The organism is Lentilactobacillus sp. Marseille-Q4993 (genome assembly GCF_951230165.1).
Lineage (GTDB): Bacteria > Bacillota > Bacilli > Lactobacillales > Lactobacillaceae > Lentilactobacillus.
This window is the reverse complement of sequence record NZ_CATNVB010000006.1, coordinates 1-12,956: the sequence shown is the minus strand read 5'-3', so window position 1 is coordinate 12,956 and position 12,956 is coordinate 1. Positions and strand designations below refer to the sequence as shown.

Genomic DNA, 12,956 nt, shown 5'->3' with positions numbered 1-12,956 from the left:
AGGGAAACCGGAATGAACTATACTCAGCTATTAAATAACTTAAAAAATAATAAGTACAAACAGCTATACGTGGTAAAGGGCGCACAGGAGTATCTATCAGATCAAATCAAGCAAGCGTTCGTTAATTTGATTCCGGACGAAGAACGGGATATGAACGTTTCTAATTTTGATATGGAGGAAACCCCGATAAGTGTCGCGGTTGAAGACGCTGTTTCAATCCCATTTTTTGGTGAAAAACGGTTGGTTTTCATAAACAGGCCATTCTTCTTGACCGGTAGTAAATCGAAGTCAAAAGTTAATCATAATCTTGATGATTTGTTGGCGTATTTGGAGCACCCTGAGGAATCGTCAGTTGTGGTGTTTTTTGCACCATACGAAAAATTAGATGCTAGAAAAAAGGTCACAAAATTGTTGACAAAGCAGGCTGAAGTTATTGATATTAGCAAGATTTCAGAATCTGAAATCAAAACTTTGGTTGCTGATAAGCTTAATGCTAGTGAGATGACAATTGATCAAGATGCTCTTGAAAAATTGCTGGAGCTCACAGCTGGTAATCTAACCAAGATTATGGCTGAACTACCGAAACTGATGCTTTACAATCAACAGTCGAAGGTAATTGATGTTGAATCAGTAACGGGGCTTGTAACCAGGTCAATGGAACAAAATGTTTTTGATTTGGTTAACTCGGTTTTGCTTCGGCGGGCGAATGAATCTTTAGATATTTATCATCAATTATTGCTTGAAAATGAAGAACCGTTGAGGATCAATGCGGTACTAGTCCAACAATTCAGGTTGATGATTCAGGTTAATATTCTTCAGAAGCACGGATATGCCCAAGGAAACATTGCTTCTGCCCTAAAGGTTCACCCGTTTAGGGTAAAGTTGGCGATGCAATCAGTAAGAAAGTATCATTACGATGAATTGAGGGATGCTTACCTTGGGCTGATTGATATTGAAAGAAAACTAAAGTCGACCAGCCAAACCCCAGAGTTATTATTTGAATTATTTATCGTTGAATTTATGAAAAAAAGAAGTGCATAAAACAAAAAAGCCAACCCAGACCGGGTTGGCTTTATCTCTTACATGAGATAGGTTATTACTTAGCTAATTTTGTAAGACGTGACTTGTCACGAGCTGCCTTGTTAGCTTTGATTAATCCTTTTGATTTTGCGTGATCAACAGCACTGATTGCTTGGATATATAAATCCTTAGCATCGTCTGAGCCTGCTTCTTGAGCTTTTTCAAACTTCTTAACAGCAGTTCTCATAGTACTGAGTTGAGCAGCGTTTCTACGTTGTGCCTTTTCGTTAGTCTTAACACGTTCGATAGCTGATTTGATGATTGGCATGTGTTTCACCTCCGGAATACTTCTTATAAAGTAAAATTTCAACAAGCATCATTATACAAAACCAGGGTACTATTTGCAAGTCGATAACTAAAATAGAAAGCCAAAAAGTCTTGATTAAATGGCTAGATTCAGATATACTAATTTTTGTGCGTTGCACGACCCGCTACTTAGTTTCTAGGAACCACCTTCCTGATTCTCAGTGGTAGGGAATAAAAATAATAAGGTGGTAAATTATCATGGCTCTTTCACAAAGTGAAAAGAATGAAATTATCAAGAAGTATGCTCGTCACGAAGGCGACACTGGTTCAGCAGAAGTACAAATCGCAGTATTAACTGCAGACATTAATGAAATCAACAGACACATGAAGGAACACCGTAAGGATTTCCATTCACAACGTGGACTAATGAAGAAGATTGGTCACCGTCGTAACCTTTTGGGTTACCTTCGTAAGACAGACGTTTCTCGCTATCGTGATCTTATTCAAAGCTTAGGACTACGTCGTTAATATTTCAAGACCGGACTTGTTCCGGTCTTTTTTATACCCATTTTTGCCGTGGAGCTTAGTTTCAGTAAACCCTTAAGTATGGTACACTAAAGAAAGCTGAATACGAACGCAATAAAAAACAATATTTTTTGAGGTGAAACATGGATAGTAAAGTTAAAATTATTCCCTTGGGCGGCGTCCGAGAGAATGGAAAGAATATGTATGCCGTTGAAATCAATGATGGTATTTATATTTTAGACTGTGGGTTAAAGTACCCTGAAAACGAATTGTTGGGAATCGATATCGTCATTCCTGACTTTTCATATTTAGAAGAAAATCGTGATAAAATCGTTGGGGTCTTTCTTACTCACGGCCATGCTGATGCGATTGGTGCACTACCATACTTTTTAAGTCAGTTTAATGTTCCCGTTTTTGGTTCTAAGATGACGATTGAGCTCGCAAAAATTAACGTTGCTGGTTCAGAAGAGATTGATGATTTCGATGATTTTCATGTTGTCAGCGATCGAAGTGAAATTGATTTTGATGATGTTAAGGTAACGTTTTTCAAAACAACTCACTCAATCCCTGGCTCACTTGGAATTGCGATCAGAACAAGTTTAGGGGCGATTGTCTATACAGGTGACTTTAAGTTTGATCAAACTGCAAAACCAATTTACGCAACTAATTATTCAGAATTTACCAAACTCGGCGACAAGGGAGTTTTAGCATTACTTAGTGATTCAAGTAATGCGGAAAATCCACTTCCAAGTGCTTCTGAAATTAAAATTGCGGACTATATTTATAGCACTTTCAACGATCATCCAGGAAGAATTATTGTTGCCAGCGTTGCGTCTAACATAATTAGAATGCAACAGGTTTTCGATGCAGCCGCTAAATCAGGCCGCCGAGTTTATTTGACGGGTCATGATTTAGAAAGAATCGTTAACACAGCTATGAAGTTCTCAATGCTCACTCTTCCTAAAGAAGATTTGTTGATCAAGAATCTCGAAGAATTAAAGAAAATTGATAAGAAGAACGTCGTTATTATTCAAACTGGTCGAATGGGTGAACCAATTAAGGCCCTTCAACGAATGGCGAATAATGAGCAGGGGGATATTAATATTGAACCCAACGACTTGGTATTTATTACCACAACACCTTCTACTGCGATGGAAACGACAGTTGCAAAGACAAGGGATATGATTTACAGAGCTGATGCTGAAGTCAAAATGATTGCAGATGAGATGAATTCTTCTGGTGACGCTAGCCAGGCTGATTTGCAGTTGCTACTCAACTTACTTCACCCTAAGTTCTTGATCCCAGTTCAAGGGGAATACCGTTTGCTTTCGGCTCATGCTAGGTTAGCAAAGCAACTAGGTTATACGGATGATAAAATCAAGATTCCAAGTAAGGGAGATATTATTTCTCTTACTGAAGACGAGATGTGGATTGGCGATAGTTTAGACATTGCTGACACTATGATCGATGGTTCAGGAGTTGGAGATATTGGCAATATTGTGCTTCGGGATCGAAAAGTCCTTTCCGAGGATGGTATCTTTGTTGCAGTTGTAACGATTGACCGCAAGAAAAAGCGGATTGTTTCAACTCCAAAGTTAACTTCACGCGGATTTGTTTATGTTAAAGCAAACAAAGACTTGATGAGTGATGCAGCTCAAATTATCGAAAAGACGGTATTGAATAATCTTGATAACAAGGAATTTGATTGGGGTAATTTGAAGCAAGATGTTAGAGAAAGTTTGAGTGATTTTCTATACAAACAAACAAGACGTCGCCCAGTTATTCTTCCAGTTATCATGGAAGTTAACCAGCATCATAAGAAAAACACAAAAAAGAAAAAGCCGGCTGCCAGCAAAAAGCAGGGTAACTAGCTAAAATAGTTTTTAGGTGGTAAGGAGTTCGTTGATTACGGAATCCTTACCGTTTTTGTTTTAAACAATAATAAAGCCAAAAATTGAATCAGAGGTGAGTAGGTATCTATGGATTTAAATAATTTAGCTGAAAAGGATCGGGTTATTTTTGAAACAGCAAGAGAAGATTTTCAAGAAAAGCACTATTACCAAGCAGTTAAAAAAATTGATTTCATTCAGGCAAACTATGAACCAATTACGGAATTGATAATGTTGGAAGCTGCTTGTTATTTTGAATTAAAAAAAGTAGACACTGCTCTTGAACTAATTCAAAGTCTGGCGGATTTAAAAGTTCCCACTGATTTTGAGTTGAAGTATCTTGTGAAAATCCTTCTTGAGGAGGGAATACTTGTTCAGACTAGATTGGCCTTGATTGCCAACGACCAGATTACCAGTAAAGAGGATTGGCAATCGTATGAAAGTGCCGAGAACGAAGGAAAAAAAGACAATGTATTAGAGTACGAAATGATTACTAAAAAGTTGACGTATATTGGTGGTGAAAATCCAGATAAGCAACAAATGATTTTGCAGACTAGTCAGAAGTTGCCGTGGCAATTATTTGTTAAGGCAGCTAAAAGAGTGTTGTCCGATCCGATTGTTTGGCAAGTTGTAAAGAGTCATTTGTTGGCAACTTTGATGGATGGCAAACTTGATGAGAATATCGAATTTGCTTGGGTTGATGATAATACGTATCAAATTAATCCTAAACTGCTAGCTGAAAGTGATTATGGTGCAAGTTTTGCAAAACTAGATTACGAGGTTAGACAGAAATGGGCAGACAAAGATCCTGTTATTTTTGAAAATATTGAAACGATTATTTCAGAACTTAGTCGTAATATGTTTCCTTTTTTTGACAAAATCATAAAACGACCAAAAGAATTTCTGAGAGCGATTGAAATTGAAGTTTTAGGTTTGACTGGGGAAGAAAGTCAGGCTCAGCTTGAACCGGAGATGAAATGGATCAAAAAGCTGTTAGCCGCAAATCAGTACTTTAACTTTTAGCGAAAAATTATTTTCAAAAAATCCAACTAATATGTTTACAAACAAATTAAGTATCGATATAATATTCAAGGATTCTTCGAAAATCGACGGCTTTGTCTTTTAGAGAAGATGTAGTATAATATTCACTAGAAATGCATTGATGGAAATTGATGTAATTCTTGAAAACAACAGGAGGTTTCATTAATGGCTAAAGAACATTATGAAAGAACAAAGCCCCATGTTAATATTGGTACAATTGGCCATATTGACCACGGGAAAACTACATTAACTGCTGCAATCACTAAGGTATTGGCTGACAAAGGTCTTGCAAAGGCTGAAGACTATGCTGATATCGATGCAGCTCCAGAAGAACGTGAACGTGGTATAACGATCAACACTGCCCACGTTGAGTACGAAACTGAAAAGCGTCATTATGCTCATATTGATGCCCCAGGACATGCTGATTACATCAAGAACATGATCACTGGTGCCGCTCAAATGGATGGTGCCATCTTGGTTGTTGCCGCAACTGATGGTCCTATGCCACAAACTCGTGAGCATATCTTGCTTGCTCGCCAAGTTGGTGTTGAATACATCGTTGTATTCTTAAACAAGACTGATTTAGTTGATGATGACGAATTGGTTGACTTGGTTGAAATGGAAGTTCGTGAATTATTGTCAGAGTACGATTACCCTGGTGATGATATTCCAGTTATTCGTGGTTCAGCTCTTAAAGCCCTTGAAGGCGACAAGGAACAAGAAGAAGTTATCCTTCACTTGATGGACGTTGTTGATGAATACATCCCAACTCCAGAACGTGACGATACTAAGCCATTCTTGATGCCTGTTGAAGATGTCTTCACTATCACTGGTCGTGGTACTGTTGCATCTGGTCGTATCGATCGTGGTATCGTTAAGGTTGGTGACGAAGTTGAAATCGTTGGTTTACACGACGATGCATTGAAGTCAACTGTTACTGGTCTTGAAATGTTCCGTAAGACACTTGACGAAGGTCAAGCCGGCGATAACGTTGGTGTTCTTCTTCGTGGTGTTGACCGTGAACAAGTTGTTCGTGGACAAGTTCTTGCTGCTCCAGGATCAATTCAAACTCACAAGAAGTTCTCTGGTCAAGTTTATATCTTGACTAAAGAAGAAGGTGGACGTCATACTCCATTCTTCTCAAACTACCGTCCACAATTCTACTTCCATACCACTGATGTTACCGGTGTTATCGAATTGGATGAAGGCGTAGAAATGGTTATGCCTGGCGATAACGTTACATTCCACGTGGAATTAACTAAGCCAGTTGCCATCGAACAAGGTACTAAGTTCACCATCCGTGAAGGTGGCCATACTGTTGGTGCCGGTGTTGTTGGTGACATCGAAGACTAATTTATTTATTCTTCTTGAAAGAAGTCATGGGAATTCCCATGGCTTTTTTGTTAATACTCGAAAATTATTTTACATTTAGTTTTTAATACGTTAAAATAACAATGTTATGCAATAGTTTATTGTAATTAAATTTTGTTTGTCTCGGAGGAAACATAATGTCTGCAAAATGGGAAAAGAAGGGTACAAATGACGGAGAATTAACTTTCGAAATCGGTACCGATTCAATTAGTGAAGGTTTGAAGAAAGCTTTCAACAAAAACAAGAAAAACATCAACATACCTGGCTTCCGTAAGGGAAAGGTTCCTCGCCAAGTATTTGAACAAATGTACGGTGAAGAAGCATTGTACGAAGACGCATTAAACATTCTTTTACCAGATGCTTACTCAGATGCTGTAAAGGATGCAGAAATTGAACCAGTTGATCAACCTCAAATCAATGTTGAATCAATGGACAAGGGCAAGCCTTGGGTTATCAAAGCAGTTGTTACTGTTAAGCCAGAGGTTGAACTTGGTGATTACGAGGGACTTAGTGTTCCAAAGCAAAACACTCGAGTTTACCAAAAGGACGTTGACGCAGAACTTGAAAAGCGTCGTGAAAGCCAAGCTGAATTAGTTCTTAAGGAAGACAAGGCTGCTGAAAAGGGCGATACTGTCGTTATTGATTTCGATGGTTCTGTTGACGGCGAACAATTCGATGGTGGTAAGGCAGATAACTACTCACTTGAACTTGGTTCAGGTTCATTCATTCCAGGCTTTGAAGACCAACTTGAAGGTCACAAGGCTGGTGAAGATGTGGATGTTAAGGTAACCTTCCCAGAAGACTACCAAGCTAAGGATTTAGCTGGTAAGGAAGCTATCTTCAAGACAACTATTCATGAAGTTAAGGCTAAGGAATTACCAAAGCTTGATGATGACTTCGCTAAGGATGTTGACGAAGACGTTGACAGTCTTGATGAATTGAAAGATAAAATCAAGGAAGAATTAAAAGAAGATAAGAAGAACGAGGCTCGTGAAGCCATTGAAGATGCAGCAATCAGCGAAGCCGTTGATAATGCAACTATCAAGGAAGTTCCTCAATCAATGATCGATGACGATATTCAACGTCAAATGGATCAATATCTTGCAGGTATGCAACAACAAGGTATCAACTCACAAATGTACTTCCAATTGACTGGTACTTCACCAGACGATTTGAAGAAGCAATTTGCTGATGGTGCTGAAAAGCGGGTAAAGACTAACTTAGTTCTTGAAGCAATCGTTGAAAAGGAAGATATTCAACCTTCAGAAGACGATATTAAGGCAGAAGTTAAAAACCTTGCAGACCAATACGGCATGAAGGAAGATGCAGTACGTAGTGCATTGACTGATGATATGTTGAAGCACGATATTGCCATTAAGAAGGCAATTAATTTGATCGTTGATTCTTCTAAACAAGACTCAAAGGCAAAAGAAAGTTCTTCAAAGGATTAATTTTTGATTTTCGAAGACCCGTTTCCTTTATTGTGAGCGGGTCTTTTTTTACAGTTAGTGCTTCTAATTGATTTTTTGCTGTTATATGATAGAGTTACATTTAGTCTTATGACAAGACTCATGGTATGCTGCTTCATATGCAGAACGAGGAGTGAATTTTATTGTTTGAAAATGGCGATACTACTAACGGACCAGTAACTTGTTCATTCTGTGGTAAGACACAGGATCAAGTTAAGAAGATTGTTGCTGGCCCAGGTGTATATATTTGTAACGAATGTATCGATTTGTGCAAGGAAATTATTGATGAAGAATTAGCACCTGAAAAGAGTGCCGAAGATATTTTGTCAGTGTTAACTCCTGCGGAAATTCTGGATAAACTAAATGACTTTGTAATTGGCCAGGGAAATGCTAAGAGGACTCTGTCTGTTGCGGTTTATAATCACTACAAACGAGTTAACGAAATGGCTGAGCATCCAGACGAAGATGTTGAATTGCAAAAGAGTAATATCTGTGTAATTGGACCTACTGGTTCTGGTAAGACTTACTTAGCCCAAACTCTTGCTAAGATTTTGAATGTTCCGTTTGCAATTGCTGATGCAACTACTCTTACTGAGGCTGGTTACGTTGGTGAGGATGTTGAAAACATCTTGCTTAAACTACTTCAAAACGCTGATTATGACGTTGAAAGAGCCCAAAAAGGGATCATCTATATCGATGAAATTGATAAGATTGCCAAGAAATCAGAAAATGTTTCGATTACTCGTGATGTTTCTGGTGAAGGGGTTCAACAAGCCCTACTTAAGATTCTTGAAGGAACGATTGCTAATGTTCCCCCTCAGGGTGGGAGAAAGCATCCTCAACAAGAGTTTATTCAAATTGATACGACTAACATCTTATTTATTGTTGGTGGTGCGTTTGATGGAATTGAGGGTATCGTTAAGAACCGCCTAGGCGAAAAAACGATTGGTTTTGGGACAGAATCTTCAAAGGCTGAAGATGTTGATGATAACAATATCATGCAATCTGTTATTCCAGAGGATCTCCTTAAATTTGGGTTGATTCCGGAATTTATTGGTCGTCTTCCAATCTTGACTGCCCTTGATAAGTTGACAGAAGATGATTTGGTTAGAATTCTAACCGAACCAAAGAATGCACTTGTTAAGCAGTACGAAAAGTTGATTGAACTTGATGGTGTTAAGCTTGAGTTCCAACCCGAAGCATTGAAGGCAATGGCTCAACTTGCAATCGATCGGAATACGGGTGCTCGTGGGCTTAGATCGATTATTGAGGGAGTAATGCGTGATATCATGTTTGACTTACCAAGTCGAAGTGATGTAGAACGAGTAATTATTACTCCTGAAACGGTGTCAGATAACAAAGAACCACAATTAGTATTAAAACAGGCATCGTAATTATCCTAAATCTGATGTAAACTTTAATTAGTTTTGCATCAGATTTTTTATTACTGAACAGAGTTACAGGAGGATTTTCATGGAAGTTCATAACGTCGATTTAACAATTAGTGCGGTTGAAGAGGCCCAGTATCCAAAGACAAACTACCCCGAAATTGCGTTAGTTGGGAGGTCAAACGTTGGTAAGTCTTCGCTGACTAATGTTCTGATCAATCGAAAAAGTTTTGCTAGAACATCAAGCCAACCAGGAAAAACTCAGACGCTGAATTTCTACAACGTTGAAGATCAGCTATTCTTTGTTGATGTTCCGGGCTATGGATATGCTAAAACATCAAAAGCTAATCGAGAAAAATGGGGCAAAATGATAGAACACTACTTAACTGAGCGGGAGCAATTAAGAGGGGTTATTACCTTAATCGATGGTCGGCATGAGCCAACGGCTGATGATGTTGCAATGCACGAGTGGTTAGCGTATTACGGGATTGACATTTTAACCGTAGCTACAAAAATGGACAAAATCGTGCCCGGAAAGTGGAATAAGCAAGAATCAATCATTAGAAAATCGCTTCAACTTTCTAGCAATGATGATTTGGTGCTATTTTCTGCCCTTACTAAAAAGGGTAAGGATGAGGTTTGGAATTGGATAGAGGGGAGAATGTAGGATATGGAGTTCAACGAGTATCAAAAGGCTGCTAATAAGACTTTAATGGGGAAAGAGCAAGTGTTAACCAACTGTGCCCTTGGTTTGACTGGGGAAGCTGGTGCAGTTTCGGATTTGGTTAGAAAGTATGCATTTCAAAGTGAAAAACTAGATCATGACCAAATGGTCCAAGAATTGGGCGATGTACTTTGGTATTTATCCCAAATTGCTGAATGGGCTGACATCCCATTTGATGAAGTTGCGAACGAAAATATTAAGCGATTAAAAGAACGTTACTCAACGATTATCAAATAAATATGAAATTGGCTTTTCATTTTGAATGAAAAGCTATTTTTTTACGCGAAAATGTATAAAATTTGGTATAAATCAAATAATACTGCATAAAACATAAATAATTGTTGCAATTTATGAATATGAGTGGTAATCTTTATAATTAATAAATACAAACGAAATTGAGGGATGTTCATATGGCAAATAAAAAAGTAGTTTTAGCATATTCTGGTGGTTTGGATACATCAGTTGCAATTGCTTGGTTGAAGGATAAAGGTTATGACGTAATTGCATGTTGTGTAAACGTTGGCGAAGGTAAGGACTTAGACTTCGTTAAGAGCAAGGCACTAAAAGTTGGGGCAACTAAAGCCTACGTTTTAGATGTGCTTGATGAATTTGCTGATGATTATGCAGCAGTTGCATTGAAGGGAAATGCTTTTTATGAAGGCTCATACCCATTGATCTCCGCATTGTCACGTCCCCTCATCTCAAAGAAGTTGGTTGAAGTTGCTCACGAAGAACACGCTGAAGCCGTTGCTCATGGTTGTACCGGAAAGGGTAATGACCAAGTTCGTTTTGAGGTTGCTATCCACGGTCTTGATCCTAAACTCGATGTTTTAAGTCCAGTTAGAGACTGGCACTGGTCACGTGAGCAAGAAATTGAATATGCAAAGGAACATAATATTCCAATTCCAATTGACTTGGACTCACCATATTCAATCGATGCGAATATTTGGGGAAGAGCTAACGAAGCTGGGGTTCTAGAAGATCCATGGAACGCTGCTCCTGAAGATGCATTTGGTATCACTAATCCAATTGAGAAGACCCCTGATACTCCAACCGAAATTGAAATTAGTTTTGAAAAGGGAATTCCCGTTGCGCTTGATGGCAAGAAAATGTCATTCGCTAATGTTATTTCCGAATTAAATAAAGTTGCCGGCGAACACGGAATCGGTAGAATTGATCACATTGAAAACAGGTTAGTTGGTATCAAATCTCGTGAGGTCTACGAAGCACCCGCTGCTACTGTTCTCTTAACCGCTCACAAAGAACTGGAAGATTTAACTTTTGAACGTGACCTTGCTCACTTCAAACCAGTGATTGAAAAGCAGTTAAGTGAAATGATTTATAACGCGCTTTGGTTCTCACCGCTTATGGGAGCATTGCAAGCATTTATCGATCAGACTCAAGAGGTAGTGACCGGAACTATTAAGGTTAAGCTATTCAAGGGTAACGTTATGGTTCTTGGTAGAAAAGCCGACACTTCGTTATATGATAAGGACTTGGCTACTTACACCTCATCAGATTCATTTGATCAAGAAGCTGCCAAGGGATTCATCAAACTCTGGGGGCTACCAACGCAAGTTTACTCACAAGTTCAACTTAAGAATAAGCAAGCAGCATTTGTTGACGCAGTTGCAAAAAACACTAGTAAGGAAAAGGTGACTGTTGCAAAGGCAGAAGAAAACAGTAAGGAGTAACTAATGAGCACAAAAAAACTATGGGGTGGACGGTTTACCGCTCAGGCAGAAAGTTGGGTCGATGACTTTGGGGCATCAATCTCGTTTGACCAATTAATGGCCGATGAGGATATTACTGGTTCATTGGCTCACGTTAAGATGCTCAAAAAGACCGGTATTTTGCCCGCAGATGATTGTGACAAAATTATTGCCGGCCTAGAAGAGTTGGCTTCTGAATTACATGAAGGTAAACTGGAATTCTCAACTACTAACGAAGATATCCATATGAATATTGAGTCATTATTGACTGAAAAAATTGGTCCGGTTGCTGGTAAACTACACACCGCCAGGTCGCGAAATGATCAGGTGGCCACCGATTTTCATTTGTACGTTAAAAACCGGCTACCATTAGTGATTGAAGAACTAACCACCCTGCAAGAAACACTGGTTGGATTGGCGGAAAAGAACGTTAAGACAATTATGCCAGGCTATACCCATCTTCAACACGCACAACCAATTTCGTATGGCCATTATTTGATGGCTTACTACCAGATGTTCAAACGGGACAAGGAACGGTTTGAATTTTCATTCAAACACACGGATGTGTCTCCTTTAGGAGCAGCTGCTCTTGCTGGAACTACTTTCCCAATTGATCGAGAATTTACAGCTAAAGAATTGGGATTTGCTGATGTTTATGCAAATTCATTGGATGCGGTCTCTGATCGGGACTTTGCGTTGGAATTTCTGAGCAACGCTTCGATTATGATGATGCACCTTACTCGTTTCTGTGAGGAAATTAGTATGTGGGTAAGTCAAGAGTTCAAGTACCTAGAACTTAGCGATAGCTTTACTACTGGAAGTTCAATCATGCCTCAGAAGAAGAACCCGGACATGGCTGAGTTGATTCGGGGAAAGAGCGGTCGGGTATATGGTGATTTAATGGGCTTATTAACAACGATGAAGTCATTACCACTTGCTTACAACAAGGATCTCCAAGAAGACAAGGAAGGGGTCTTTGATGCAGTTAAAACTGTCCTTCCATGCTTGAAAGTATTTAATGGGATGATTGCCACCGCTAAACCTAACGTTGATCGGATGAAACACGCAACTGAAAATGATTTCTCAAATGCAACCGAGTTAGCAGATTACTTGGCAACTAAGGGAGTTCCGTTTAGAGAAGCACATGGAATCGTTGGTCAGTTAGTGCTAAAGGGAATTCAAGAGGGCCAAAATCTTCAGGATATGCCTCTTGAAGAACTAAAAAAAGCCTCTCCAAAAATTGAAGAGGACGTTTATAACGAGTTAAAATCAGAAGTTGCAGTCGAAAGACGGCATTCATTAGGTGGAACTGGTTTTGATCAAGTTCAAGCCCAAATAGATAATGCCAAAGCAGAACTAAAAAAAGCCGACTAAAATTAGTCGGGGAGATACTCCTAGTATGTTGGACACGGAAACAATTAAAATTCCGGGTTCATATACTAGGAGTTTTTATATTGACTAAATATCGCTACACCATAGACGAAAAATTATTCTTTCTTGATTTGCTTGCT

General features: G+C 38.9%; 12 protein-coding genes. 11 read left to right on the top strand and 1 reads right to left on the bottom strand.

Annotated features, from left to right (window positions below; all coding sequences use genetic code 11):
- The first annotated feature begins 12 nt into the window (after nucleotides 1–12).
- Complete coding sequence (holA, locus tag QOW94_RS03655; protein WP_283678834.1) at nucleotides 13–1,041, top strand: DNA polymerase III subunit delta; 1,029 nt, start codon at nucleotides 13–15, stop codon at nucleotides 1,039–1,041.
- Between the two features lie 55 nt (nucleotides 1,042–1,096).
- Here the strand turns inward: holA and rpsT are convergent, their stop codons facing one another.
- A complete protein-coding gene (rpsT, locus tag QOW94_RS03650) occupies nucleotides 1,097–1,348 on the bottom strand; it encodes a 30S ribosomal protein S20 (RefSeq protein ID WP_283678833.1) in 252 nt (83 codons plus the stop codon).
- 236 nt (nucleotides 1,349–1,584) lie between these two features.
- On the opposite strand from rpsT, the gene rpsO reads away from it, so the two are divergent.
- The 10 genes from rpsO to argH all read left to right on the top strand — a co-directional run bounded on the left by rpsO (nucleotide 1,585) and on the right by argH (nucleotide 12,819).
- Nucleotides 1,585–1,854, top strand: a complete 270-nt coding sequence (gene rpsO, locus QOW94_RS03645) for a 30S ribosomal protein S15 (protein ID WP_283678832.1) — start codon at nucleotides 1,585–1,587, stop codon at nucleotides 1,852–1,854.
- 140 nt (nucleotides 1,855–1,994) lie between these two features.
- Nucleotides 1,995–3,722, top strand: coding sequence for a ribonuclease J (locus QOW94_RS03640; RefSeq protein WP_283678831.1), 1,728 nt, complete (start codon nucleotides 1,995–1,997; stop codon nucleotides 3,720–3,722).
- A gap of 108 nt (nucleotides 3,723–3,830) precedes the next feature.
- Nucleotides 3,831–4,763 (top strand): outer membrane protein assembly factor BamD, encoded by a 933-nt coding sequence (locus QOW94_RS03635; protein ID WP_283678830.1) that lies wholly within the window; start codon nucleotides 3,831–3,833, stop codon nucleotides 4,761–4,763.
- A gap of 183 nt (nucleotides 4,764–4,946) precedes the next feature.
- Entirely contained in the window at nucleotides 4,947–6,134 is a 1,188-nt protein-coding gene (tuf, locus tag QOW94_RS03630; protein WP_283678828.1) for an elongation factor Tu, read from the top strand.
- Nucleotides 6,135–6,289: 155 nt separating this feature from the next.
- Complete coding sequence (tig, locus tag QOW94_RS03625) at nucleotides 6,290–7,603, top strand: trigger factor (protein ID WP_283678827.1); 1,314 nt, start codon at nucleotides 6,290–6,292, stop codon at nucleotides 7,601–7,603.
- A gap of 161 nt (nucleotides 7,604–7,764) precedes the next feature.
- Nucleotides 7,765–9,015, top strand: a complete 1,251-nt coding sequence (gene clpX / locus QOW94_RS03620) for an ATP-dependent Clp protease ATP-binding subunit ClpX (protein WP_283678826.1) — start codon at nucleotides 7,765–7,767, stop codon at nucleotides 9,013–9,015.
- Nucleotides 9,016–9,094: 79 nt separating this feature from the next.
- Nucleotides 9,095–9,676: a ribosome biogenesis GTP-binding protein YihA/YsxC gene (gene yihA, locus QOW94_RS03615; RefSeq protein ID WP_283678825.1), complete on the top strand. Its 582-nt coding sequence runs from the start codon at nucleotides 9,095–9,097 to the stop codon at nucleotides 9,674–9,676.
- A 3-nt stretch (nucleotides 9,677–9,679) separates the two neighbouring features.
- Nucleotides 9,680–9,970 carry a nucleoside triphosphate pyrophosphohydrolase family protein gene (locus QOW94_RS03610; RefSeq protein ID WP_283678824.1) on the top strand — a complete coding sequence of 97 codons (291 nt, stop codon included), beginning with the start codon at nucleotides 9,680–9,682 and terminating at the stop codon, nucleotides 9,968–9,970.
- Nucleotides 9,971–10,143: 173 nt separating this feature from the next.
- Nucleotides 10,144–11,427 carry an argininosuccinate synthase gene (locus tag QOW94_RS03605; RefSeq protein ID WP_283678823.1) on the top strand — a complete coding sequence of 428 codons (1,284 nt, stop codon included), beginning with the start codon at nucleotides 10,144–10,146 and terminating at the stop codon, nucleotides 11,425–11,427.
- 3 nt (nucleotides 11,428–11,430) lie between these two features.
- Nucleotides 11,431–12,819, top strand: a complete 1,389-nt coding sequence (gene argH / locus QOW94_RS03600) for an argininosuccinate lyase (protein ID WP_283678821.1) — start codon at nucleotides 11,431–11,433, stop codon at nucleotides 12,817–12,819.
- The last annotated feature ends 137 nt before the right edge of the window (nucleotides 12,820–12,956 follow it).